The organism is Promicromonospora sp. NFX87, assembly GCF_048564965.1.
In the GTDB taxonomy this organism is placed as follows: domain Bacteria; phylum Actinomycetota; class Actinomycetes; order Actinomycetales; family Cellulomonadaceae; genus Promicromonospora.
The window spans coordinates 5,082,908-5,106,086 of sequence record NZ_CP183413.1 but is presented as its reverse complement, the minus strand read 5'-3'; the positions used below and the strand labels follow the sequence as shown (position 1 = coordinate 5,106,086).

General features: G+C 72.0%; 20 protein-coding genes. 17 read left to right on the top strand and 3 right to left on the bottom strand.

Going from position 1 to position 23,179, the window contains the following annotated elements; translation table 11 throughout:
- The first annotated feature begins 184 nt into the window (after positions 1-184).
- The 5 genes from ACNYC2_RS22945 to ACNYC2_RS22925 all read left to right on the top strand — a co-directional run bounded on the left by ACNYC2_RS22945 (position 185) and on the right by ACNYC2_RS22925 (position 6,544).
- Positions 185-1,222 (top strand): LacI family DNA-binding transcriptional regulator, encoded by a 1,038-nt coding sequence (locus ACNYC2_RS22945; RefSeq protein ID WP_419703997.1) that lies wholly within the window; start codon positions 185-187, stop codon positions 1,220-1,222.
- A gap of 86 nt (positions 1,223-1,308) precedes the next feature.
- The gene (locus ACNYC2_RS22940) at positions 1,309-3,426 is read left to right on the top strand and encodes a glycoside hydrolase family 36 protein (protein ID WP_419703996.1); all 2,118 of its coding nucleotides are present in this window, start codon (positions 1,309-1,311) and stop codon (positions 3,424-3,426) included.
- A gap of 70 nt (positions 3,427-3,496) precedes the next feature.
- On the top strand, positions 3,497-4,831 hold the full coding sequence (locus ACNYC2_RS22935) for an ABC transporter substrate-binding protein (protein ID WP_419703995.1): 1,335 nt from the start codon (positions 3,497-3,499) through the stop codon (positions 4,829-4,831).
- A 4-nt stretch (positions 4,832-4,835) separates the two neighbouring features.
- The gene (locus ACNYC2_RS22930) at positions 4,836-5,717 is read left to right on the top strand and encodes a carbohydrate ABC transporter permease (RefSeq protein ID WP_419703994.1); all 882 of its coding nucleotides are present in this window, start codon (positions 4,836-4,838) and stop codon (positions 5,715-5,717) included.
- Positions 5,714-6,544, top strand: a complete 831-nt coding sequence (locus tag ACNYC2_RS22925) for a carbohydrate ABC transporter permease (protein WP_419703993.1) — start codon at positions 5,714-5,716, stop codon at positions 6,542-6,544. The genes ACNYC2_RS22930 and ACNYC2_RS22925 overlap by 4 nt, the downstream gene beginning before the upstream one ends.
- Positions 6,545-6,550: 6 nt before the next feature.
- On the opposite strand, the gene ACNYC2_RS22920 is transcribed toward ACNYC2_RS22925, so the two are convergent.
- Entirely contained in the window at positions 6,551-6,934 is a 384-nt protein-coding gene (locus tag ACNYC2_RS22920) for a universal stress protein (RefSeq protein ID WP_419703992.1), read from the bottom strand.
- Positions 6,935-7,151: 217 nt separating this feature from the next.
- On the opposite strand from ACNYC2_RS22920, the gene ACNYC2_RS22915 reads away from it, so the two are divergent.
- The 10 genes from ACNYC2_RS22915 to ACNYC2_RS22870 all read left to right on the top strand — a co-directional run bounded on the left by ACNYC2_RS22915 (position 7,152) and on the right by ACNYC2_RS22870 (position 19,354).
- Positions 7,152-8,273 (top strand): SPFH domain-containing protein, encoded by a 1,122-nt coding sequence (locus ACNYC2_RS22915; protein ID WP_419703991.1) that lies wholly within the window; start codon positions 7,152-7,154, stop codon positions 8,271-8,273.
- Between the two features lie 2 nt (positions 8,274-8,275).
- Positions 8,276-9,469, top strand: a complete 1,194-nt coding sequence (locus tag ACNYC2_RS22910; protein WP_419703990.1) for a hypothetical protein — start codon at positions 8,276-8,278, stop codon at positions 9,467-9,469.
- Positions 9,470-9,549: 80 nt separating this feature from the next.
- Positions 9,550-9,993: a zf-TFIIB domain-containing protein gene (locus tag ACNYC2_RS22905; RefSeq protein ID WP_419703989.1), complete on the top strand. Its 444-nt coding sequence runs from the start codon at positions 9,550-9,552 to the stop codon at positions 9,991-9,993.
- A gap of 176 nt (positions 9,994-10,169) precedes the next feature.
- Positions 10,170-11,012, top strand: a complete 843-nt coding sequence (locus tag ACNYC2_RS22900) for a TIGR03620 family F420-dependent LLM class oxidoreductase (RefSeq protein ID WP_419703988.1) — start codon at positions 10,170-10,172, stop codon at positions 11,010-11,012.
- A 355-nt stretch (positions 11,013-11,367) separates the two neighbouring features.
- Positions 11,368-11,460 (top strand): potassium-transporting ATPase subunit F, encoded by a 93-nt coding sequence (locus ACNYC2_RS22895; protein ID WP_419703987.1) that lies wholly within the window; start codon positions 11,368-11,370, stop codon positions 11,458-11,460.
- Positions 11,461-11,467: 7 nt separating this feature from the next.
- Positions 11,468-13,135 carry a potassium-transporting ATPase subunit KdpA gene (gene kdpA, locus ACNYC2_RS22890; protein ID WP_419703986.1) on the top strand — a complete coding sequence of 556 codons (1,668 nt, stop codon included), beginning with the start codon at positions 11,468-11,470 and terminating at the stop codon, positions 13,133-13,135.
- Positions 13,132-15,405 carry a potassium-transporting ATPase subunit KdpB gene (kdpB, locus tag ACNYC2_RS22885; RefSeq protein WP_419703985.1) on the top strand — a complete coding sequence of 758 codons (2,274 nt, stop codon included), beginning with the start codon at positions 13,132-13,134 and terminating at the stop codon, positions 15,403-15,405. Before kdpA ends, kdpB begins: the two co-directional genes overlap by 4 nt.
- A gap of 34 nt (positions 15,406-15,439) precedes the next feature.
- Positions 15,440-16,066: a K(+)-transporting ATPase subunit C gene (gene kdpC, locus ACNYC2_RS22880; RefSeq protein WP_419703984.1), complete on the top strand. Its 627-nt coding sequence runs from the start codon at positions 15,440-15,442 to the stop codon at positions 16,064-16,066.
- A 4-nt stretch (positions 16,067-16,070) separates the two neighbouring features.
- Positions 16,071-18,653: a DUF4118 domain-containing protein gene (locus ACNYC2_RS22875; RefSeq protein WP_419703983.1), complete on the top strand. Its 2,583-nt coding sequence runs from the start codon at positions 16,071-16,073 to the stop codon at positions 18,651-18,653.
- Positions 18,650-19,354, top strand: a complete 705-nt coding sequence (locus tag ACNYC2_RS22870) for a response regulator (RefSeq protein ID WP_419703982.1) — start codon at positions 18,650-18,652, stop codon at positions 19,352-19,354. Before ACNYC2_RS22875 ends, ACNYC2_RS22870 begins: the two co-directional genes overlap by 4 nt.
- Positions 19,355-19,588: 234 nt before the next feature.
- Here the strand turns inward: ACNYC2_RS22870 and ACNYC2_RS22865 are convergent, their stop codons facing one another.
- On the bottom strand, positions 19,589-20,020 hold the full coding sequence (locus ACNYC2_RS22865) for a MarR family winged helix-turn-helix transcriptional regulator (protein ID WP_419703981.1): 432 nt from the start codon (positions 20,018-20,020) through the stop codon (positions 19,589-19,591).
- Between the two features lie 51 nt (positions 20,021-20,071).
- Here ACNYC2_RS22865 and ACNYC2_RS22860 point away from each other — a divergent pair, with 51 nt between their 5' ends.
- Positions 20,072-20,656: a TIGR03086 family metal-binding protein gene (locus tag ACNYC2_RS22860; RefSeq protein ID WP_419703980.1), complete on the top strand. Its 585-nt coding sequence runs from the start codon at positions 20,072-20,074 to the stop codon at positions 20,654-20,656.
- Here the strand turns inward: ACNYC2_RS22860 and ACNYC2_RS22855 are convergent.
- Complete coding sequence (locus tag ACNYC2_RS22855) at positions 20,653-21,651, bottom strand: DMT family transporter (RefSeq protein WP_419703979.1); 999 nt, start codon at positions 21,649-21,651, stop codon at positions 20,653-20,655. The genes ACNYC2_RS22860 and ACNYC2_RS22855 overlap by 4 nt on opposite strands.
- A 68-nt stretch (positions 21,652-21,719) precedes the next feature.
- On the opposite strand from ACNYC2_RS22855, the gene ACNYC2_RS22850 reads away from it, so the two are divergent.
- Positions 21,720-23,141 (top strand): PLP-dependent aminotransferase family protein, encoded by a 1,422-nt coding sequence (locus ACNYC2_RS22850; RefSeq protein WP_419703978.1) that lies wholly within the window; start codon positions 21,720-21,722, stop codon positions 23,139-23,141.
- Positions 23,142-23,179 lie beyond the last annotated feature (38 nt).

Genomic DNA, 23,179 nt, shown 5'->3' with positions numbered 1-23,179 from the left:
CGGGACGTCCGCCGTGATCCGTTCTGATCTGCGCTATCAGGAATGCTCACCTGGGTTCCACTCCTTCGTGGATCGGGACCGGGATCGCGTCAAGGACGCGGTGCGGTGACTATGAAAGCGTCAATCATCGAAGTTTGGCAAGGGCGTCCCCGGCAGCTGCCGGGTTTCGACGTAGCCTGGCCCCGTGGAACCTGACCGCCCGATGAAGCCGCCTGTCATCGCCGACGTCGCGCGCGTCGCCGGCGTCTCCGTCCCCACCGTCTCCCGCGTGCTCAGCGGCTCGGTACCGGTGGGCCCCGAGCGCCGCGCACGCGTGATGGCGGCGATCAAGGAGCTGGGCTTCCGGCCCAACGGCGCCGCCCGGGCGCTCGCGACCGGCGGGCAGCCCATGATCGCCGTGTTCGCCGGCAACACGACGCGGTACGGCTACGCCGCCACGCTCCAGGGCATCGAGGAGGCCGCACGCCAGGCCGGCTACATGGTCGTCATCTCCGTGGTCGAGACCGACGACAAGCGCACGGTCGACGCCGCGATCGACCACGCCCTCGGCCAGCCGATGGCCGGCGCCATCGTGCTGGAGTACGACCCCCCGGGCGTCGCGGCGCTCGCCGCGATCCCGCCGTGGCTGCCCGTGGTCGCCGCGGCCTCGGGCCGGCCCGCGGACGAGCAGGTGGCGCACGCGTTCATGGACGACCGCTTCGCCGCCGCGCGCGCGACCAAGCACCTGCTCGAGATCGGTCACCACACCGTGCACCACGTGGCGATCCCGTCCCCGGGCCGGCCGAGCGCCCGCCTGCTGGGCTGGCGCGACGCGCTCACCGAGGCGGGTGCCCCGGTCCCGCCCGTGCTGTACGCCGACTGGTCGCCGGACTCCGGCTACGACGCGGGTACCCGGCTCGCCCTCCAGCCGGAGGTGACCGCGGTGCTCTGCGGCAACGACGAGCTCGCGATGGGCCTGACCAAGGGCCTGGTCGACGCCGGCCGGAGCGTGCCCGGGGCGGTGAGCGTCATCGGGTTCGACGACCACCCGCTCAGCCACCTGTGGACGCCGCCGCTGACCACGGTGCGCCAGGACTTCGTCCGGCTCGGGCAGAAGGCGTTCCAGCTGCTCAACGCTCAGATCGACAGCGGGACGGTCCCGGTGTCGGTGCGTTTTGTCCCCGATCTGATCCTGCGCTCCTCGGCCGCGCCGCGTGCCGACCGGGCCCTCGACGTCGGCTGAAAGCGGTTGCGGCGCCCTAGCTCCCGGAAACAAGTCCTGCCGGACGGAGCCTTGCGCTCGATTCTGATATGCGCTTTCATGACGTCGTGCAAGGAAGCCAGCCGACGACGGCGAACCATCACTCAGCAGCGACGCGAGTAGCTCTCTGGTCCCGGGACGGGGCCGAGCTGGCGCTCGTGCTGCCCGCCGACGCCCCGGCGGCCCTGTCGACGACCGCCGACGCCGGGACCCCCACCCAGCCCCTGGTCGAGATCCTCGCGGTCGGCCACGGCCGGGCCAGCGGCAACACCCGCAACACCGCTACCGCGATCGGCGCACGGCTGCGGGTGCTGGGCCACGACGTGACGGAGGCCGACGGCTGGCGGACGGTCCGGGTCTTCCAGGGCGACGCCGCCACGACGCTGCACGTCACCTCACACCTCCGGATGCGCGAGGACGGCACCTCGCTGCAGTCGTGGACGACGGTCCGGAACGACGGCTCGGTGCCCCTCGTGCTCCAGGCCGTGTCGTCGCTGGTGATCGGGCGCCCGGTCGGGACCGCTCCGGTCGCCGGCACGTCGACGCTGGAGGGCTACGGCGAGTGGGTGGGCGAGAACCGCTGGGCCTGGACGAGGCTCTCGGACCAGGCCGGGCTCGTCGGGCTCGACCTGCCCGCCCACCAGCACCAGGACGCCCGCGGCTCCCGGAGCCTGGTCAGCGCGGGCACGTGGTCGTCCGGCCGGTACAACCCGGCAGGCGTCGTCCTGGCCGACGGCGGGCCCGCGCTCGCCTGGCAGGTCGAGCACAACGGCGCGTGGCGCGCCGAGCTCGGCGTCCGCCTGGACGCCCGGGACTCCGAGGTGCTCGTGCTCGGCCTGTTCGGCCCCACCGACGACGACCACGCCTGGACCCGTGTGCTCAGGGCGGGGGAAGCGTTCGACACCGTGCCGGTATCCGTCGCGGCGTCGGCGGGCTGGCAGGAGTCGCTGGCCGAGCTGACGCGGCACCGCCGCGCGCTGCGCCACAACCCGCGCCGTCCCGTCATCGTCTTCAACGACTACATGAACACGCTCATGGGCGACCCGACGACCGCCAAGCTGCTGCCGCTCATCGACGCGGCGGGCCGGTCCGGGGCCGAGTACTTCTGCATAGACGCCGGCTGGTACGACGACGGCGGCGACTGGTGGGACTCAGTGGGTCTGTGGGAGCCCTCGGTCACGCGGTTCCCCGACGGCGGCCTGCGCCGCGTCGTCGACGCGATCCGTGCCGCCGGGATGGTGCCGGGGCTCTGGCTCGAACCCGAGGTCATGGGCGTGCGCAGCCCGCTCGCGGAGCGGCTGCCGGACGAGGCGTTCCTGCAGCGCCACGGCGTCCGGATCACCGAGCACGGCAGGCACCTGCTCGACCTGCGACACCGCGACGTCGTCAAGCACCTGGACGAGGTGGTCGACCGCCTGGTCGAGTGCTTCGGCGTCGGCTACCTCAAGCTCGACTACAACGTCACGCCGGGGGCGGGCACCGACCTGGACGCCGACAGCCCGGGTGACGGCCTGCTCCAGCAGAACCGTGCGCACCTCGACTGGATCGACGGCGTGCTCGCCCGGCACCCCGACCTGGTGATCGAGAACTGTGCGTCCGGCGCCATGCGCTCGGACTACGCGCTGCTGTCCCGGCTCGACCTGCAGTCGACGTCGGACCAGCAGAACCCCCTGCTCTACCCGCCGATCGCCGCCGGCGCGCTGGTCGGCATAGCGCCCGAGCAGGCGGCGAACTGGGCCTACCCGCAGCCCGACATGACCGACGAGGAGATCGTCTTCACCCTGTGCACGGGGCTCGCCGGCCGGCTCTACCTCTCCGGCAAGCTGCACGACATGACGCCCGGGCAGGCGGCGCTCGTCGCCGACGGCGTCGGCCTGGCGAAGCGGTGGACGTCCCAGCTCGTCGACGCCGTCCCGTTCTGGCCGCTCGGGCTGCCGGACTGGACCGCCCCGCTCGTGGCCTCCGGCCTGCGCGGACCCGACGAGTCGCTGGTCGTCGTCTGGTGGCGCGGGACCGAGGGCACCGAGCTCGAGCTCGACCTGCCCGCGGGAGCCGTCGACGTCGCGTACGGGCGGCCCGCCGACGGGTGGCACGTCGCTCGCGACGGGGACGGTCCCGTCCGTGTCCAGATCCCCGCCGGCCCGCAGGCCCGCGTCCTGAGAGTCCGGCCCGCCGGGCTCGTCTGACCACCGGGGCCGCCCGGCGGCCCCGCACGACCCGCAGTCGGTGATGACTGCGCCCATCCAAGGAGTCGATATGAAGAGGTATCTGACCATCCCGGCCGCGGCACTCGCCGTCGGCCTCCTCGTCGCCGGATGCAGCGACCCGACGGCAGGTCCGGGCGGGGCCGAACCGGGCGGCGCCACGGGCGCCGGTCCGGTGGAGTGGCCCGCGCAGGACACGGACCTGACCGGCACGAAGCTCACCATCTGGGCCGCCCAGAACTCCAACACCGCACCCGACGCCGTCGTCGCCGGCTTCGAGGAGCTCACCGGGGCCGAGGTCGAGGTCGTCACGATCCCCGACCCGTACGAGCAGGGCGTGCAGACCAAGGTCGCCACGGGAGACAAGCCCGACCTGGCGTTCTGGCAGCCGACCGGCTCCATGCTCACCGCGCTCAACGCGCCGACCAACCTGCAGCCGCTCGACGGCGCACCGTGGGTCGACTCGTACAGCGAGGGGCTCGCCGACATCACCGGCATCCTCGACGACACCCGCTACGCGGCCCTCATCACCAGCCCCGCGGTCGAGGGCGTCTACTACAACAAGGAGGTCTTCGCGGAGCACGGGATCACCGAGACGCCCACCGACTGGGACAGCTTCCTTGAGACCGCCCGCGACCTCAAGGCCGACGGCGAGACGCCGTTCTTCGAGATGGCCGCCGACCAGTGGGCCACGCAGTGGTGGGTGCAGGTCCAGCTCGCCGACGCCGCCCAGGACGGGCTCTGGGACCGCGTGAACACCGGCGAGGAGAAGTTCACCGACCCGACGATCCTCGGCGCCATCGAGACCTACCAGGGCCTGATCGACGAAGGCCTCTTCAACGAGGACATCAAGACCGCGACGTTCGAGGACCAGGCGGACGCCCTCCTCGCGGGCGACGCGGCGATGGCCGTCCAGGTCAACTCGTTCTTCGGCCAGCTCCAGGCCAAGGCGGACGCCGCGGAGCTCGACGAGAGGATCGGCTTCTTCCCGATCTCGCCCACCGGCAACGTCGGCACGTTCATCCCCGACCAGTCCAACGCCCTGGTCGCCTTCAGGACCGGTGACGCCGACCGCGAGGCGGCGGCACGCCAGCTCCTGTCGTACTGGCTCGGCGACGGCTACGCCGACTTCGTGGCGGACCGCGACACCATCTCGCTGCAGGACGGCGTCCCGACGCCGGACTCGGTGCCGCAGGCGCTCCTCGACGCGCACGCGTCGCTCGGCGAGTCCGTCGGGTCCATGCAGGCGCTCGCCGTGGCGAACCCCGACCTGTACATCTACCTGGCCGACATGATCCAGGGCACGACCACGCCCGAAGAGGTCGCGCAGCAGACCCAGGACCAGTTCGCCCAGCTCGCCCGAGCCCAGGGCATCGAAGGCTTCTGACGCGGTGCGCACCAACCTGGGCCACCGCGCCAACCATCCGGCCGCCTTCCTCGTCCCGGCGTTCGTGGTCCTCGGGGTGTTCTTCTTCCTGCCGACGATCTTCAACTTCGTCTACTCGCTCACCGACTGGTCGAGCTTCAAGAGCGAGATCGGCTTCGTCGGGCTGCAGAACTTCCAGGACCTCGTCTCGAGCGGCACGCTCCTGTCGTCCCTGCGGATCACGCTGGTCTACGCGGTCCTGGTGGCGATCTTCCAGAACCTCTTCGGGCTGCTGCTCGCGCTCCTGCTCGAACGCGACACCAGGATCAACCGCTTCGCCCGGGTCATGTTCTTCATCCCGGTCGTCATGTCCGCGCTCGCCGCCGGCTACGTGTTCCAGGCGATCCTCAAGCCGGACGGCGCCGCGAACGCGATCCTCAGCGCCCTGACCGGCCAGCCGGTCACGATCCCCTGGCTGGGGGACACCACGTGGACGCTGGTGGTGGTCGCGCTCGTCCACGCCTGGAAGTGGATGGGCCTGTCCATGCTCATCTATCTCGCGGGCCTGAAGACGATCAGCGAGGACGTCCTGGAAGCCGCCCGGCTCGACGGCGCCTCGGCCTGGGCCGCCTTCCGGCACATCCGGTTCCCGCTGCTCGCGCCCGCGCTGACCTTCAACGTCGCGACCGCGCTGCTGGGCTCGATGAACGGGTTCGACATCGTCCAGGCGACCACCGGCGGCGGCCCGGCCCGCACTACCGAGCTGCTCAACATCTTTGTCTTCCGCACGTTCGGACAGGGCCTGTTCGCGCAGGCCACGACCATGAGCCTGGTGCTCTTCGTCGTCGTCGTGGCGCTCGCGTTCCCCGTCATCCGGACTCTGCGCAAGCGAGAGGAAGTCCTGTGAACACCAAGCTGGGAACGTGGCGGCGCGTCCAGCCGGTGGCGGCGATCCTCGCCGTCGTCCTGCTGATCGGCATGCCGCTGTGGATAGTGGTGGTCACTGCGGGCAAGAGCCAGGGCGAGGCCCTCGACCCCGACCTGTCCCTGCCCACCACCTGGCAGTACGCCGAGAACTTCGCGGCGGTCTGGGAGGACGGCCGGGTGCCCGCGGCGTTCCTCGGGAGCCTGCTCGTCATGGTCCCGGCGGTCATCGGGGTGCTCGCGCTCGGGTCCCTCGCCTCATGGGTGCTCGCCCGGCGCAGCTCCCGGCTCATGGCGGTGCTGTACGCGCTGGCGATCAGCGGCATAGTGCTGCCGCCCGCCGTCGTGACCGTCGTGCTGCTGCTGCGCCAGCTCGGCCTCGCGGGCACGGCGATCGGGATGATCGGCGTCTACATGGGCATGTACCTGTCGACCGTCATCTTCTTCGTCACGGGCTTCATCCGGACGATCCCGGTGGAGCTCGAGGAGGCGGCGCGGGTCGACGGCGCGGGGCCGCTGCGCGTGTTCGGCCGGATCATCCTGCCGCTGCTGGCGCCCGTGCTGTCGACGGCGACGATCCTGATCTGCCTGTACGTCTGGAACGACGTGTTCTACGCGTTCTTCGTGGTCGGCGGGCGGCTGGACACGCTGCCGCTGAACCTGTTCCAGGTCGCCAGCGCCGGGCTGTACCTGGAGAACTGGCACCTGATCTTCGCCTACGTGGTGCTGATGAGCCTGCCGCTGCTGGCGGTCTTCGTCGTCGCCCAGCGCAAGATCATCTCGGGGATCACGTCGGGCGCGGTGAAGTAGCGGGGATCAGGCGTAGCCGGCCTTGACCACCAGGACCGGCGCGGGGGAGTCGAGCAGCACCCGCTGCGTCGTCGCCCCGACGAGGAACTTGCCGACCGTCGAGTGCTTGCGCGAGCCGATCACCACGAGGTCGGCAGAGACCGCCTCGGCCTGGTCGACTATCGCGTCGGCGACGTCGGCGTGCTCGGCGCGGAACACTATCGGCGCGACGGTGACGCTGCCGGGCACGGTGTCGAGCAGGTGTGCGAGCGCCGCGGGGACCTTGGCCCCCACCTGCGGAGTCAGCACGAGAACGGCCAGCTCCTGCTCACGTCGCGTCGCCTCGGTGACGGCGGCGCGCATCGCGGCCTCACCCTGGGGTGACTCGTTGTACGCCACGAGGACGGTCATCGGTCCTTGCACCTCCGGACAGGTTCGCCGGGTGTCACCCCTGCTGGTGAAACTCTCTCACATGTCCAGGTCACTGGCAGTCGCCCGCTGCCAGGCGATACGGCGCCGGGCAGGTCGAGCCCTTCTTTCGTTCCCCCTGGTGCGCCGGACTTGTAGGGTCCTGATGCTTGCAGCGTCCGGGCGAGCGTCCCGGGTAGGAGCGAACGAGGAGCACGTCATGGGCCTGCTGGACAAGATCAAGGGCGAGCTGGTCGACATCGTCGAATGGCTCGACGACACGCGCGACACCATCGTGTGGCGGTTCCCCCGGTACGAGAACGAGATCAAGATGGGCGCGCGGCTCGTCGTGCGCGAGTCGCAGACCGCCGTCTTCGTCAACGAGGGCGTCATCGCCGACGTGTTCGCGCCCGGCACCTACACGCTCGAGACGCAGAACCTGCCGGTGCTCTCGACGCTGAAGGGCTGGAAGCACGGCTTCCACTCGCCGTTCAAGGCCGAGGTCTACTTCGTCAGCACCCGCCAGTTCACCGACATGAAGTGGGGCACCAAGAACCCCGTCATGATGCGGGACCCGGAGCTGGGCATGGTGCGCGTGCGCGCCTTCGGCGCGTTCTCCGTCCGCGTCGTCGACCCGTCGAAGCTGCTGCGTGAGCTGGTCGGCACCGACCCGCAGTTCCGCACCGACGAGGTGCACGAGTACCTGCGCCAGAACATGGTGAGCCACCTCGCGAGCGTGCTCGCCTCGTCCGGCATCCCCGTCATCGAGCTCGCCGCCCATCACGGCGACCTCGGCGACCAGCTCGCGGCCCGGCTCACCGACGAGCTCGCGGACCTCGGCATCGCCGTGCCCAAGTTCGTCATCGAGAACATCTCCCTGCCGCCCGAGGTCGAGGCGGCGCTCGACAAGCGCACGTCCATGGGCATCGTCTCGTCCGGGACGGTGGGCAGCATGGCCGCGTTCCAGCAGTTCCAGGCGGGCCAGGCGATGGAGGCGGCGGCCGAGGGCGGCGGCAGCGCCGGCGCGGTGATCGGCATGGGGCTCGGGCAGTCGGTGGGCAACGCGATAGTCCCGCCCACCCAGACCGCTCCCGCCCAGACCGCCCCAGCCCAGACCGCTCCGGCGGGCCCGCCACCCATGCCCGGCTGGTACCTCGGCAACGGTGGCGCGCAGACCGGCCCGTTCGACGACGCGGCGCTCGCCGCCCAGGCCGCCGCCGGCACGCTGACCGCCGGCACGCTGATCTGGCGCGCGGGCATGGCCGGCTGGGAGCCGGCGTCGTCGGTGCCGGACGTCGCGAAGCACCTCGGCGCCACCCCGCCGCCCCTCCCGCAGGCCTGACGATGGCGGAGCTGACTGAGGGCGGCGTCACCGCCCACCGCTCCTACCCGTGCGAGCAGTGCGGGGCGAGCGTCGAGTTCGCCGCCAGGACCGGCGCGCTGACCTGCCCGTACTGCGGGCACGCGCAGCAGGTGACGCCGACCGGCGGCGAGGTGCGCGAGCACGACTTCGCGGCCCTCGCCGCGATGCGGCGCCCCGCCGCGCCGGCCACCCACGACTACCGGTGCGGAACCTGTGGGGCCATGACGACCAGCGACCACCTCTCGCAGAAGTGCGGGTTCTGCGGGTCGCCCATGGTCGCCGAGGTCGAGAGCCTCGGCCTGGTCGAGCCGGAGGCCGTGCTGCCCTTCGGGGTCGACCGGGCGACCATGCAGGGTGCGCTGCAGAAGTGGGTGCGCTCGCGGTGGTTCGCGCCGTCGGCCCTCAAGAAGGTGGTGTCCGCCGAGCAGGCGCACGGTGTCTACCTGCCGCACTGGACGTTCGACTCGCAGACGCGGTCGGACTACACCGGGCAGCGGGGCGAGCACTACTGGGTCACCGAGACGTACACGACCACCGACTCCGAGGGCCGCAGCCAGACCCAGACCCGGCAGGTGCAGAAGACGGCCTGGTACCCGGCGTCGGGCACGGTCGCGCGGGCCTTCGACGACGTGCTCGTCGCGGGGACGCAGCGGGTCATGCCCGAGCACCTGGCCAAGCTGAGCCCGTGGCCGCTGGAGCAGGCGGCGGCGTACCAGCCGGACTACCTCGCGGGCTACGAGACGCTGCGGTACGACGTCGAGCCGGAGGCCGGGCTGGACGCGGCCAAGCGGGAGATGGCCCCCGTCATCGAGAACGACTGCGAGCGGGACATCGGCGGCGACGTCCAGCGGGTGCACCAGGTGTCCACCAGCTACTCGGACGTGACCTACAAGCTCCTGCTGCTGCCGGTGTGGATCGCCACGTACCTGTACGGCGGCAAGCCGTTCCAGGTGCTGGTCAACGCGCGCACCGCCGAGGTGGTGGGGCAGCGCCCGTGGTCGGCCTGGAAGATCGCGTTCGCGGTCCTCGCCGGGCTGGCGCTGATCGCCGGGATCATCTGGGCGGTGGTGGCGGCCCAGGACGACGGTTCCGCGAGCATCGTCTACTCGGGGCTCGCGCTCTTGGGTGATCCGGTCTCTCGTGAGAGCGTGGGTTTTTACGCGGATCCCTGGTAGCTGACGCCGACGTCACGGAACCGCACGACCTGCTCGTCCGTTGGGTGACCGGCAGACGACGACCGCTAGGAGACCACACGATGCTGTGCCCCATCGACCAGACCACGCTCGTCATGTCCGAGCGCAAGGGGATCGAGATCGACTACTGCCCCACGTGCCGTGGCGTGTGGCTCGACCGCGGTGAGCTGGACAAGGTCATCGACCGCTCGGTCGAGACCGAGATCGCCGCGGAGAACCGGCCTGCCGCGCCGTCGGCCCCGATGGCCCCGCCGGCGCCGAACCCCGTGCAGGCCGGGCCCTATGGTTCGCCGCAGCCGGCGTACGACCCGCGCTACGACGACCGCCGGCGCGACGACCGCCGCTACGACAGCGACCGTGATCGTGACCGCCGGTACGACGGCGACCGCCGCTACGACGGCGACCGGGATCGGGACCGCCGGTACGACGGCGACCGCCGGCACGACGACCCGCGCTACAAGAAGAAGCGCAAGGAGTCCCTCCTGGGGGAGCTCTTCGACTTCTGACGCCGTCCGGCTCGAACGACCCCAACACCACGCACGCGACACGCCGAGAGTCACGTGCACGGTGTTGGGGTCGCCTTGTTGCTCCCGGGCTACCTTGACCTCAACTTCGGTTGGGGTCTTAGCGTTCGGCGTGGACAAGGACCTGCGGGTCCGTGGATCTGCGTCGGGAGCTGTTGATGAGTGAGCTGGAGCTGGGGCCGCTGGGCCTGGTGCTGAACGTGGCCGACGACCGGGCGCACCTCGAGCAGGCCGCGGAGGCCGAGCGGCTGGGCTTCTCCGCACTGTGGCTGTTCGGCGGGCAGCTCGAGCTCCTGCAACCGCTGGCCGAGCTGCTCCGCGCGACGGAGAAGGTGCGGGTCGCGCCCGCGATCGTGTCGCTGGACGTCCACGGCGTCGACGACGTCGTCCGCCTCCTCGGGATGCTCGGCGACGGCGAGGCGGAACGGCTGGTCGGGGGCTTCGGCGCGCCGCAAGGGACGGCACGGCCGCTCGCCGGGCTGCGCGACTTCCTGGACGAGCTCGACGGCGCGGACACCTCGCTGCCCGCGGCGAGGCGGCTGATCGCGGCCCTGGGCCCCCGCAAGCTGGAGCTCGCGCGGGACCGCGCGGCGGGCGCGATCACGATGCTGGTGACGCCCGGCTACACCGCGTGGGCGCGCGAGGTGCTCGGGCCGGACGCGACGCTCGTGGTGATCCAGCCGGTGGTGCTGGACGCCGACCTCGGCCGTGCCCGCCAGACGGTGCGCGGGCCGCTGGGCTTCCTGCTCTCCGTCGGCGGCTACGCGGCGAACATGCGGCGGATGGGCTTCGGCGACGACGACATCGCCGCCATGAGCGACGAGCTGGTCGACGCGATCGCGACCGTCGGTGACGCTGACGCGATCCTCGCCGGGGTGCGGGCCCACCTGGACGCCGGCGCCGACCACGTGGCGCTGTCCGTGTTCTCGGAGGGTGACCAACCGGGCGCGATCGAGGTGGCCCGCGCGGTAGCGGCCGTCGGCCCCACCCTGCCGAGGTAGTCCTGCAGCGAGGTAGCCGGCCAGCGAGATGGTCGTTCGGTACTCATGCGCGGGCCGCTGAGCGTCCGTCTCGCTGGCCGACTACTTCGCTGCAGTTCTACGTCGCCACGGTTCTATCTCGCTGCAGTTCTATCTCGGCGGCCCGGGCCCGGCGTCAGGGGGGTGTCAGGGTCGTCGGCGCACGTGTCAACGTTCCGTCAAGGGCGCGGTCCGCCGGGCGCCGTCGGGCATAGACCTGAGACATGACCGATCTGGCCTTCATCCTCCTCACCATCGCGTTCTTCGCCGTGGTGGCAGTGGTGGCGCGTCGCGCCTCCTCGAACGAGTCGTCCGTCAGCCCTCAGGGGAGGCGGAAGTGAACCCGTTCGACGCCGTGGGCCTGGCGCTCACCCTCGCCGGCCTCGCGTACCTCTTCGTGGCGCTGATCCGCGCCGACCGGACGCGGTGATCGTCCGGTGAACACCTCAGTCTTCGCAGCGGCGGCGCAGATCCTCGTGCTGCTCGCCGCCCTCGCCGCAGTGCACGCGCCGTTCGGCGCGTACATGGCGCGCACCTACACCAGCCCCAGGCACCTGCGGGTCGAGCGGCTCTGGTACCGCGTCGTCCGCGTGGACCCGGACGCCGAGCAGCGCTGGACCACCTACCTGATGTCCCTGCTGGGCTTCTCGCTCGTCTCGGTCCTCTTCCTGTACGGGATGCTGCGCCTGCAGGAGTTCCTGCCGTGGAGCCTCGGCTTCACCGGGTTCGACCCCGCGGGTGCATGGAACACCGCCGTCAGCTTCACCACGAACACCAACTGGCAGTGGTACTCGGGCGAGGCCGCGGCGGGACACCTGGTGCAGATGGCCGGGCTGGCCGTGCAGAACTTCGTCTCGGCGGCGGTCGGCATGGCGGTGGCGATCGCTCTGGTGCGCGGCTTCGCCCGCTCCGGGACCGACGCCCGCATCGGCAACTTCTGGAGCGACCTGACCCGCGGCGTGACCCGGATCCTGCTCCCGGTCTCCGTGCTGGCCGCGATCGTCCTCATGGTCGGCGGCGTGATCCAGAACCTGGACCCGCACACCGCGCTCACCACGGTCGAGGGCGCCACGCAGCACGCGCTGGGCGGCCCGATCGCCTCGCAGGAGGCCATCAAGGAGCTCGGCACCAACGGCGGCGGCCCGTTCAACGCGAACTCCGCGCACCCGTTCGAGAACCCGACGCCGTTCACCAACATCCTTGAGATCTTCCTGCTGCTGCTCATCCCGTTCACGCTGCCGCGCACGTTCGGCATCATGGTCGGCGACAAGCGACAGGGCTGGGCGATCCTCGGTGCCATGGGCGCGCTGTTCCTGGCGTCGCTGGTGCTGGCCACCTGGGCCGAGCTGGCGGGTCCCGGCGCCGCGCCCCAGGCGGCAGGCGGCGCCATGGAGGGCAAGGAGACCCGGTTCGGGCTCGCCGGAAGTGCGCTGTTCGCGGTCGCGACGACGGCGACGTCGACGGGCGCGGTGAACTCGATGCACGACTCGTTCACCGCGCCGGGCGGGGGCCTGCTGCTGTTCAACATGCTGCTGGGCGAGGTCGCACCGGGCGGCGCCGGATCGGGCCTGTACGGGATGCTGATCCTGGCCGTGGTCGCGGTGTTCATCGCGGGCCTCATGGTGGGCCGTACGCCCGAGTACCTGGGCAAGAAGATCGGCCGCCAGGAGATGACGCTGGTCGCGCTGTACGTGCTGACGGTGCCCGCGCTGGTGCTCGTGGGCACGGCGGTCGCCGTCGTCGTCGCGCCGGGCCTTGCCGGTATCCAGGAGCCCGGCCCGCACGGCCTGTCCGAGGTGCTGTACGCGTACGCCTCGGCCGCGAACAACAACGGCTCGGCCTTCGGCGGCCTGACCACCGGCACCCCGTTCTACGAGGTGACGCAGGGCCTGGCGATGCTCGCCGGCCGGTTCGTCCCGATAGCCCTGGTGCTGGCGCTGGCCGGCCGCCTCGCGAGCCAGACGGCGGTACCGGCGACGGCGGGCACCCTGCCGACGCACCGCCCGCTCTTCGTCGGCCTCGTGGCCACGGTGGCGATCGTCGTCGTGGGGCTCACGTTCATCCCTGTTCTTTCCCTCGGTCCCGTTGTGGAGTCCCTGTCATGACCATCGACACCCGGAACATCCCGGACGTCCCCACCCACGAGCCCGCGACTCCTTCGACAGGCTCAGGACAGCGGGGCGGATCGGAGCACCACTCGAAGCGCACGACACCCCGCGCCCTGACCTGGGCGCAGGTGCGTGCCTCGCTCCCGGGCGCGCTGCGCAAGCTCGACCCGCGCGTCCTGTACACCTCGCCGGTCATGTTCGTCGTCGAGGTGGGCGCGTTCGTCACCACCGTGCTGGCGATCGTCCAGCCGGGTGTCTTCGCCTGGTGGATCACGGTGTGGCTGTGGGCAACGGTGCTCTTCGCGACCCTCGCGGAGTCCATCGCCGAGTCCCGCGGCAAGGCGCAGGCGTCGACCCTGCGGGCCACCCAGAAGCAGACGACGGCGCGCAAGGTGGACGCCCCGCAGGAGACCCTGACCACCCGCACCCGGCTGGACCTGCTGCCGACGGTCGAGGTCCCGTCCTCGACGCTCCAGGTGGGCGACGTCGTGGTGGTCGTGGCGGGGGAGACCATCCCCGGCGACGGCGACGTCATCGAGGGCGTCGCGTCGGTGGACGAGTCGGCGATCACCGGCGAGTCGGCACCGGTGATCCGCGAGTCCGGCGGCGACCGATCGGCGGTCACGGGCGGCACCGTGGTGCTGTCCGACCAGATCGTCGTGCGCATCACCGCGCCCGCCGGGTCCACGTTCGTGGACCGGATGATCGCCCTGGTCGAGGGCAGCGAGCGCCAGAAAACGCCGAACGAGGTGGCGCTGAACATCCTGCTCACGTCGCTGACCATCGTGTTCCTGCTGGCGGTCGCCACGCTGCAGCCGTTCGCCGTGTACTCGGGCTCGCGGCAGTCGCTGCTGGTCCTGGTGGCGCTGCTGGTCTGCCTGATCCCGACGACGATCGGCGCGCTGCTCAGCGCCATCGGCATCGCGGGGATGGACCGGCTGGTGCAGCGCAACGTGCTGGCGATGTCGGGCCGCGCGGTGGAGGCCGCGGGCGACGTCGACGTCCTGCTCCTCGACAAGACGGGCACCATCACCTACGGCAACCGGCGTGCCACGGAGGTGCTGCCGGTCGGCGAGGTGACGCCGGAGGAGCTGGCGGTAGCGGCTCGTCTGGCCTCGCTCGCCGACGAGACGCCCGAGGGCCGCAGCATCGTCGAGCTGGTGGACGCCCGCTACCCCTCCGCTGAGTGCGGGATTTTCGCCCCCCAAACGGGGTCTGACGGGGCGAAAATCCAGCACTCAGCGGAGGGGGTGGAGTGGGTGGCGTTTACCGCGCAGACGCGGATGTCAGGGGTGGATCTGCCGGCTGCTGGGGTCTCGACAAGCTCGACCAACGAATCGTTGGTCGAGCCTGTCGAGACCGTCCGCATCCGGAAGGGCGCCGGCAGCGCGATCCAGCGCTGGGTCCAGAGCACCGGGGCGCAGGTCTCGGAGCAGGAGACCGCGGAGCTGGACGGGCATGTCGACGCCGTCTCGCGCGCGGGCGGCACGCCGCTGGTCGTCGCGGAGCAGGTGGGCGACGCGCCCGCGCGGGTGCTCGGCGTCGTCCGCCTGAAGGACGTGGTGAAGGAGGGCATGCGCGAGCGGTTCGACGAGCTGCGCGCCATGGGCATCCGGTCCGTAATGGTCACTGGCGACAACCAGGTGACCGCCCGGGCGATCGCGGAGGAGGCCGGCGTCGACGACGTGCTGGCGGAGGCCACCCCCGAGGACAAGCTCGCGCTCATCAAGCGCGAGCAGGAGGGCGGCAAGCTCGTCGCCATGGCCGGGGACGGCACGAACGACGCCCCCGCGCTCGCCCAGTCCGACGTCGGCGTCGCGATGAACACCGGGACGTCCGCCGCCAAGGAGGCGGGCAACATGGTGGACCTCGACTCCGACCCCACCAAGCTCATCGAGATCGTGGAGATCGGCAAGCAGCTGCTCATCACGCGCGGGGCGCTGACCACGTTCTCCGTGGCGAACGACGTCGCGAAGTACTTCGCGATCCTGCCTGCCATGTTCGTGACCGTGTTCCCGCAGCTCGAGGTGCTGAACATCATGCGGCTGGAGAGCTCCGGCTCGGCGATCCTGTCGGCCGTCATCTTCAACGCGTTGATCATCCTCGCGCTGATCCCGCTGTCGCTGCGCGGGGTGCGGTACCGGCCGGCGTCCGCGTCGTCGCTGCTGACGCGGAACCTGCTGATCTACGGCCTCGGCGGGCTGGTGGCCCCGTTCATCGGGATCAAGCTCATCGACCTGGTCGTCTCGCTGCTCCCGGGCCTGTAGCCCGGCCTTCGTACTAGCTCGAAAAGGAACTCAGATGGCAACCACAACAGTGGCGAGCGACCTCGCGACGCTGACCCGGCACTCGCTGGCCGGGCTGCGCATGCTGCTCGTCCTCACCCTCGTCACCGGGCTGGCGTACCCGCTCGCGATGACCGCCGTCGGCCAGGTGGCCTTCCCCTGGCAGGCGAACGGCTCGCTCGTCCAGGCCGACGGCGCCCACACCACCGCACGCTCCGACGCCGTGGGCTCCGCGCTCGTCGCGCAGGGCTTCACCGGGCCGGAGTACTTCCACCCCCGCCCGTCCGCAGCCGGGGACGGGTACGACACCCTCGCCTCGGGCGGGTCCAACCTGGGCCCGCTCAACCCCGACCTGGTCGCGACCATCGAGGAGCGCAAGGCCGCGGTGGCTGAACTGGAGGGTGTGGACCCGGCAGACGTCCCGGCCGACGCCGTCACGGCGTCCGGCTCCGGCCTGGACCCGCACATCAGTCCTGCGTACGCGGCGATCCAGGTGGCGCGCGTCGCGGAGGCGCGCGGCCTGTCCGTGGCCGACGTCGAGCAGGCGGTGGCCGAGCACACCGCCGGCCGCGGTCTGGGCGTCCTGGGCGACCCGCGCGTGAACGTGCTGGAGCTCAATCTCGCCCTCGATGACGCAAACTGAGGCCATGACCACCGGACGCCGGGGCCGCCTCACCGTCTATCTGGGGGCGGCCCCGGGCGTAGGGAAGACCTACGCCATGCTCGACGAGGCGCACCGTCGTCGCGCACGGGGCACCGACGTCGTGATCGGCCTCGTGGAGACGCACGGCCGGACGGCGACGGTCGAGCGGATCGGCGACCTGGAGCTGCTCCCGCGGCGGCTCGTCGAGCACCGGGGGACGACGCTCACCGAGCTCGACGTCCCGGCCGTGCTGGAGCGGGCGCCCGAGGTGGCGCTCGTGGACGAGCTCGCGCACACCAACGCCCCCGGCTCGGAGCACCCCAAGCGCTGGCAGGACGTGCACGACCTGCTGGACGCCGGCATCGACGTGGTCACCACGGTCAACGTGCAGCACCTCGCCTCCCTGACGGACGACGTCGAGGCCATCACCGGCGTCCGGCAGCGCGAGACCGTGCCGGACAAGGTGGTGCGCGAGGCCGACCAGATCCAGCTCGTCGACCTCTCGCCGGAGCAGCTGCGGCGCCGGCTCGCGCACGGCAACGTCTACCGCGCGGACCAGATCGACGCGTCCATGTCGTCGTTCTTCCGCGTCGGTAACCTGACGGCGCTGCGCGAGCTCGCCCTGCTCTGGCTCGCCGACCGGGTGGACGACGCCCTGACCAGGTACCGCGCCGACCACGCGATCGGCGGCACGTGGCCCGCCCGCGAGCGCATAGTCGTGGCCGTCACGGGTGGCCCGGAGACGGAGACGCTGCTGCGCCGGGCGGCGCGCATCGCTCAGCGGGCGGCCGGTACCGAGCTGCTGGCGGTGCACGTGCTGCCGACCGACGGCCTGCCGTCGACGCCGTCGGCCACCATCGCGGCGCACCGCGCGCTCGCCGAGTCGCTCGGCGGCGTGTTCCACACGGTGGTGGGGGAGGACGTTCCGACGGCCGTCGTCGACTTCGCGCGCGGGGTCAACGCGACGATGATCGTGGTGGGCGTGTCCCGGCACAGCGTGTGGCGGCAGGCCCTGCTCGGGTCCTCCAGCGCGGAGATCGCGCGTCTGTCGGGCGCCATCGACGTGCACCTGGTGACGCACGAGCGGGCACACGTCGGGACCGGTGTCGGGTCCCGGTACTCGTCGCTGTCCCCGAAGCGCCGGGCGGCGGGCTGGGGATCGTCCCTGGTGCTGCCGGCGGCCCTGACGGCAGTGCTGCTGCTGATCGGGCGGGACGACCTCGCCCTGGCGACGGACGCCATGCTGCTCCTGGCAGCGGTGGTCGGGGTGGCCATGATCGGCGGGCTGTGGCCGGCGGTCGTGGCCGCCGTCGTGTCGAACCTGTGCCTGAACTGGTTCTTCACGCCACCGGTGGGCAGATGGACGATCGCCCAGGGAGAGAACGTGCTCGCCCTCGCCGTGTTCGTGGTGGTCGCCGTCTCCGTCGCCTCGGTCGTCGACCTCGCGGCCCGGCGCACCACCCAGGCGTACCGGGCGCGGGCCGAGGCGTCGACGCTCGCGGCGCTGTCGCGTTCGGTGCTGTCGGGCCAGGACACGGCGCAGGCGATAGTGGAACGCCTCGCCCAGACGTTCGCGATGGCCGAGGTGCGGCTCGAGGAACGCGCCGACGACCGCGCGCCGTGGACCGTGGTGGCCCACGAGAGGTGGGCCACCGCGGAGGTGGGGTCGGGCGCTGGGCCGAGCGGCGGGTCCGGCGTGTCCGGCGCCACCGACGACGGGCCCGTCACCGAGGTGGCGATCGACGACCGGCACCGACTCGTCCTTGCGGGCCGTGTCCTGCCGGCGAGCGACCGGCAGGTCGTCGAGGCCTTCGGCGCGCAGGCCGGCATCGTGCTGGAGCACCGGCGGCTGCGGGAGCAGGCGGCCCAGGCGGAGGTGCTGGAGCGGACGGAGAGCACCCGCACCGCGCTGCTCGCCGCCGTCTCGCACGACCTGCGCACCCCCCTCGCGGTGATCCGCACGGCGGTGGACGGCCTCGCCTCGCCCGACGTCGAGCTCGACCGCGATGACCGCGACATCCTCACGGCCACCATCGCGGACTCGACCTACCGGCTGGAGCGGCTCATCGGCAACCTCCTGGACCTGTCGCGGCTGCAGACCGGTGCCGTCCGGCCGGTGCTGCGCGCCGCGTCGCTGGAGGAGGTGGTGCCGATCGCCGTCGAGCCGTGGATCTCCGACCTCGCGCTCGACGTGCCCGAGGACCTCCCGCTCGTGCACACGGACCCCGGCCTGTTCGAGCGGGTGGTGGCGAACGTGGTCTCCAACGCGGTGCGGCACTCCCCGCCCGGTGCGAAGGTGCTGTTCACCGCCTCCGCGACGCGCGCAGCGGTGGAGCTGCGGATCGCCGACACCGGGCCCGGTGTGCCCGACGACCGCAAGGCCACCATGTTCGAGCCCTTCCAGCGGCTCGACGACACGAGCGTCAACGGCCTCGGCCTCGGGCTGGCGGTCGCGTCGGGGCTAGCGGACGCCGTCGGCGCCCGGATCGCCGCGGAGGACACACCCGGCGGGGGACTCACGATGGTGCTCACCGTCCCGCGCGAACCGGCGCCGGATTCCGGTCGGGATGATGGGATGGACCCGTGACAGGGGTGCCGGACGGCGTGACGGGCAACCGCGTCCTCGTGGTGGACGACGACGGCGCGCTCGCCCGCGCCCTGGCCATCAACCTGCGCGCGCACGGCTGGGACGTGACCGTCGCGCCGACGGGTGCGGCAGGGCTGGACGCGGCGGCGTCCGCCCGGCCGGACGTGGTGCTGCTCGACCTGGGGCTCCCCGACATGCCGGGCCTCGACGTGATCGCGGGGATCCGCGGCTGGACGCGGGTGCCGATAGTCGTGCTGTCCGCGCGGCAGCTCGGCGACGACAAGGTGGACGCCCTCGACGCCGGCGCCGACGACTACGTGACCAAACCGTTCGCGATGAACGAGCTGCTCGCGCGGCTGCGCGCCGCCGTCCGCCGGGCGGAGCCCGCCCACCCGGAGGAGCCGGTGGTCGTAGCGGGCGAGCTGCGGATCGACCTGGCGCGGCGGCAGGTCTCCCGCAACGGCGCCGACGTGCGGCTGAGCCCCACCGAGTGGGCGCTGCTGGAGGTGCTGGTGCGCAACCGAGGCCGGCTCGTGGACCGCAAGCTGCTGCTGCACGAGGTCTGGGGCCCCGCGTACTCGACCGAGACGAACTACCTGCGCGTCTACACGGCGCAGCTGCGGCGCAAGCTGGAGAAGGACCCGTCGCAACCGCGCCACATCCTCACGCACCCAGGAGCGGGCTATCGGTTCGAGGAGTGAGCCGGTTGTCCGGTGACTTCGGTCCCTTGCACCAGAGCATCCGGTGACTTCGGTCCCTTGCACCGGAACATCCGTGACTTCGGTCGCTTGCCATGAGATCGGTCGTTTGACTGACCGATCTCATGGCAACCGACCGAAGTCGCGATCGGAAGCCGTGCAACGTACCGAAGTCGCGATCAGCAGCCGTGCAACGTACCGAAGTCGCGAGGCGGACTAGGTCGACCGCGGTCTCCCTCAAGGATCGCGCGTGTCGTCCAACGACTCGACCAGCCCGGCGAGCCCTCGCTCGAAGGCCTCCCGGTCGCCCGCCGGGACCGCACCGAGCAGGTCGTCCTCCATCTCGCGGATCTCCGCCCGGCACCGGTCGAGGACCCTGCGCCCCTCGGCAGTCAGGGAGACCACCCGGTTGCGCCGGTCCGCTGGGTCCGGTTCCCGGGTGACGAGGCCGAGCTCCGCCAGCCGGTCGAGGTTGCCGATCAGCCGCGTCTTGTCGCGCCCGGCGGCCGCCGCGAGCTGGGCCTGGGTCGGGGCGGCCTGGTCCGTCAACGCGCTGAGGACCGCGTAGTCCCACATCCGCAGACCGGCGCGTTCGAGGATTGGCTCCTCGCGGGCGATCGTCACCCGCATCAGCCGGGACAGCAGGTAGCCAAGCTCGGGTCGCTCCACCTAGCGATCCTAACCACCCTCTTACGATCTACAGCAGTGTATCGTCTACGCATGCTTACCTATTCGGAGATGCTCGCCCTGCACGATGCCGCCCTCGCCGACACCGCAGTCCTGGTCGAGCGCGCGGCCGCCGGCGACCTCGGGATCGCCACACCGTGCGACGGCTGGGACCTCGCCGACCTGCTGTCGCACATGATCGGCCAGAACCTCGGCTTCGCGGCCGCGGTCGCCACCGGCGACGCGGACGAGGCCGCCTATGCGGGGCCGGACGTCACCCCGGCGAACGCCGTAGCCCAGTGGGACGCGTCCGCCGAGGTCCTCCGGGCCGCGTTCGGGCCGGCCGACGAGACCGCCGTCGTCCACCTCGCCGAGTTCGACATCCAGGTGACCCCCGCCGTCGCGCTCGGTATGCAGCTCCTCGACGCCGCGGTCCACGCCTGGGACGTCGCCACGGCGCTCGGCGACACCTACCGGCCGGACGACGCCGTCACCGGGCTGGTCCTCGACTTCGCCCGGCAGATCGCGAGCCGGCCCGGCGGACCGCCCGGCGTCTTCGGCGAGCCGCTCGCCGAGACCGGCGCCGACCCCTGGCTCGACGCCCTGCGCCTCCTGGGCCGCGACCCGCAGCCTGCCTAAGCCTGAGTCCGGACCCTCGGAGGACGCGTCGGGCCGGGGCGCATCCCCAGCACGACGCCGACCACGACGACCGCGACGCCCAGCCACACGAAAGGCCCCGGCACGGGGCCACCGAGCAGCACTCCGCCCACGGCCGACGCGACCGGCACGATCCCGGTGAACAGCCCTGCCCGCCCGGGTCCGATCCGGCCGACCGCCGTGTACCAGAGCAGAAACGCGACGACGGTGACGCCCAGGGCGAGGTGCAGCATCGCGGGCACGTGCTCGGCCCGCAGGGTCCCGACGGCGCCGGGACCCTCCGTCGTCAGGCTGAGCACCCACAGTGCCACCGCCGCGATCCAGACCGCGTGGAGCGAGACGCCGTGCGGCCCGAGCCGGCGCAGCACCGGGATCGCCAGCAGCGTGAACCCCGCCTCGCAGACCAGGGTCAGCAGCGCGTAGCCCAGTCCGGCCGCGTCCGCGCGCCCACCACCGGTCACCAGGACGGCGCCCAGGGTCACCACGACCGCGGCGACCACCACCATCGGCGTCGGCCGGGTCTGCCCGAGCAGCGGCCCCACCAGCGCCAGCAAGATGGGCACCGCCGCGACGGCGACCCCGATCACGGCAGGCTCGGCGTGCGCGACGCCGCGCACGACCCCCACGTTGAACAGCACCAGACCGGTCAGCGCCACACCCGCGAGCCACGCCCACTCGCGGCCGCGCGGTATTGGGACGGAGCGTCCGGTGAACCGCAGGACCAGGAACAGCACCAAGGCGGCCAGCGTGTACCGGAGTGCCTGCACCGCGAACAGCGGAGCGTCGGCGAGCACGCCCGAGACCGCCACCTGGCTGCCGACCAGAGCCATCCCGATACCCGCGTACAACGGCCCGGACCACTGCCTCATCCGCGGGCGGGTGTGGGGCTCGGGGCCGGATGCGATGCCGGGTTCGATGCCGGACTCGGTAGGGATGGGCTCCGGCGCCTGCAAGCCCGGTCGCGTCACTGTCGTCATGTCCGCGAGCCTGCTCTGACTTTGGTATATCTGACAGTGCCAAACTCGCAGCGATCGAAGGGACCAAGATGCCCGGGGCAGACTTCCTCCAGCTCGACCCCGCGCAGGCCGGCCGCGGGAGCCTCACCGCATGGCTGGTCGAGACCGTGCGGGACGCCGTGTCCGACGGCCGGCTCGCCCCCGGCGACCGGCTGCCCGCCACGCGCGTTCTCGCCGACCAGCTCGGCTGCTCACGCGGCGTCGTCGTCGACGCCTACCGACGCCTCACCGACGAGGGCCTGCTGTCTGGCCGGCACGGCGGCGGTACGACGGTCCGCGCCGCCTGGGCTCCGCCGTCGGGCCCCGCCCGCACGATGTCGCCGGAGCGAACCGGCTCGGCTGCGTCGACCACCGACCTGATCGACCTGTCGCCAGGCCTGCCCGACCTCTCGGCGTTCCCCCGCGCCGCCTGGGCCCGCGCGGAACGCGCGGCGCTGTCCGGGCTGGCGTCGAGCGAGCTCGGTTACGGCGACCCGCGCGGTCTGCCTGCCCTCCGCACGGCGCTGGCCGGCTGGCTCGCGCGCACCAGGGGGCTCCGCGCGCACCCGGACGACATCCTCGTCATCAACGGCGTCTCGCAAGGCCTCACGCTGCTCGCCCGGACGCTCGGTGCGCGCGGGCTGCGCCGGATCGGGTTCGAGGACCCGGGATCCTTCGGCGCCCGCGAGCACCTGCGGCGGTGGGACCTGGAACCCGTCCCCGTCCCCGTCGACCAGGACGGCCTGGACGTCGCGGCGCTCGGCAGGACCGGCGTCGACGCCGTGGTGGTCACGCCCGCGCACCAGTTCCCCACCGGTGTGGTGCTCGCCCCGGACCGACGCCGGGAGCTGATCGCCTGGGCGCGCGCCGCACCGCCGTCGGGCACCGGTGGCCTGCCCGGCCGGCTGGTCATCGAGGACGACTACGACGCCGAGCACCGCTACGACCGCCCGCCCGTGCCCGCGCTGCGCGCGCTCGCGCCCGACCACGTGGTCCACCTCGGCAGCGTGTCCAAGTCGCTCGCCCCGGCGATCCGGATCGGCTGGCTGCTCGCGCCCGCCGCGCTGCAGGCCGAGCTGGTCGAGGCCCGCTACTGGTCCGACCTCGCCGGTCCCGCGCTGTCCCAGCTCGCACTGGCCCACTTCATCACCACCGGTGGGTTCGAACGCCATCTCCGCCAGGTCCGACGGCGGCATCGTGCCCGCCGGGACGCCCTGCTCGCGGCGCTCGCGACCCATCTGCCGGGCAGCACCGCCCACGGGGTGGCCGCTGGCCTGCACCTGCTGGTGACGGTGCCGGGTATCGACGACGCGGCAGTCGTCCGGCGTGCGGGCGGGGCCGGGGTCCGCGTGCAGCCGCTCTCGGCGCACCGGCTGGGCGACGGGCCATCAGGCCTGGTGATCGGCTATGCCGCGAGCACCCCCGACCAACTCCACGAGGCGGTGCGCCGGATCGCGCAGGTTCTCGAGTAATCAGGAACTGCGTTCGACGTGCGGTGATGAAATGCGCG

Excerpts from the sequence above, each read along its gene's own strand:
- ACNYC2_RS22860 (WP_419703980.1), top strand. The coding sequence starts at position 20,072 with ATGCTTACCTATTCGGAGATGCTCGCCCTGCACGATGCCGCCCTCGCC.
- ACNYC2_RS22850 (WP_419703978.1), top strand. The coding sequence starts at position 21,720 with ATGCCCGGGGCAGACTTCCTCCAGCTCGACCCCGCGCAGGCCGGCCGC.
- ACNYC2_RS22855 (WP_419703979.1), bottom strand. The coding sequence starts at position 21,651 with ATGACGACAGTGACGCGACCGGGCTTGCAGGCGCCGGAGCCCATCCCT.
- ACNYC2_RS22920 (WP_419703992.1), bottom strand. The coding sequence starts at position 6,934 with ATGACCGTCCTCGTGGCGTACAACGAGTCACCCCAGGGTGAGGCCGCG.
- ACNYC2_RS22910 (WP_419703990.1), top strand. The coding sequence starts at position 8,276 with ATGGCGGAGCTGACTGAGGGCGGCGTCACCGCCCACCGCTCCTACCCG.
- kdpB (WP_419703985.1), top strand. The coding sequence starts at position 13,132 with ATGACCATCGACACCCGGAACATCCCGGACGTCCCCACCCACGAGCCC.
- kdpC (WP_419703984.1), top strand. The coding sequence starts at position 15,440 with ATGGCAACCACAACAGTGGCGAGCGACCTCGCGACGCTGACCCGGCAC.
- ACNYC2_RS22875 (WP_419703983.1), top strand. The coding sequence starts at position 16,071 with ATGACCACCGGACGCCGGGGCCGCCTCACCGTCTATCTGGGGGCGGCC.
- ACNYC2_RS22935 (WP_419703995.1), top strand. The coding sequence starts at position 3,497 with ATGAAGAGGTATCTGACCATCCCGGCCGCGGCACTCGCCGTCGGCCTC.
- ACNYC2_RS22905 (WP_419703989.1), top strand. The coding sequence starts at position 9,550 with ATGCTGTGCCCCATCGACCAGACCACGCTCGTCATGTCCGAGCGCAAG.
- ACNYC2_RS22915 (WP_419703991.1), top strand. The coding sequence starts at position 7,152 with ATGGGCCTGCTGGACAAGATCAAGGGCGAGCTGGTCGACATCGTCGAA.
- ACNYC2_RS22900 (WP_419703988.1), top strand. The coding sequence starts at position 10,170 with ATGAGTGAGCTGGAGCTGGGGCCGCTGGGCCTGGTGCTGAACGTGGCC.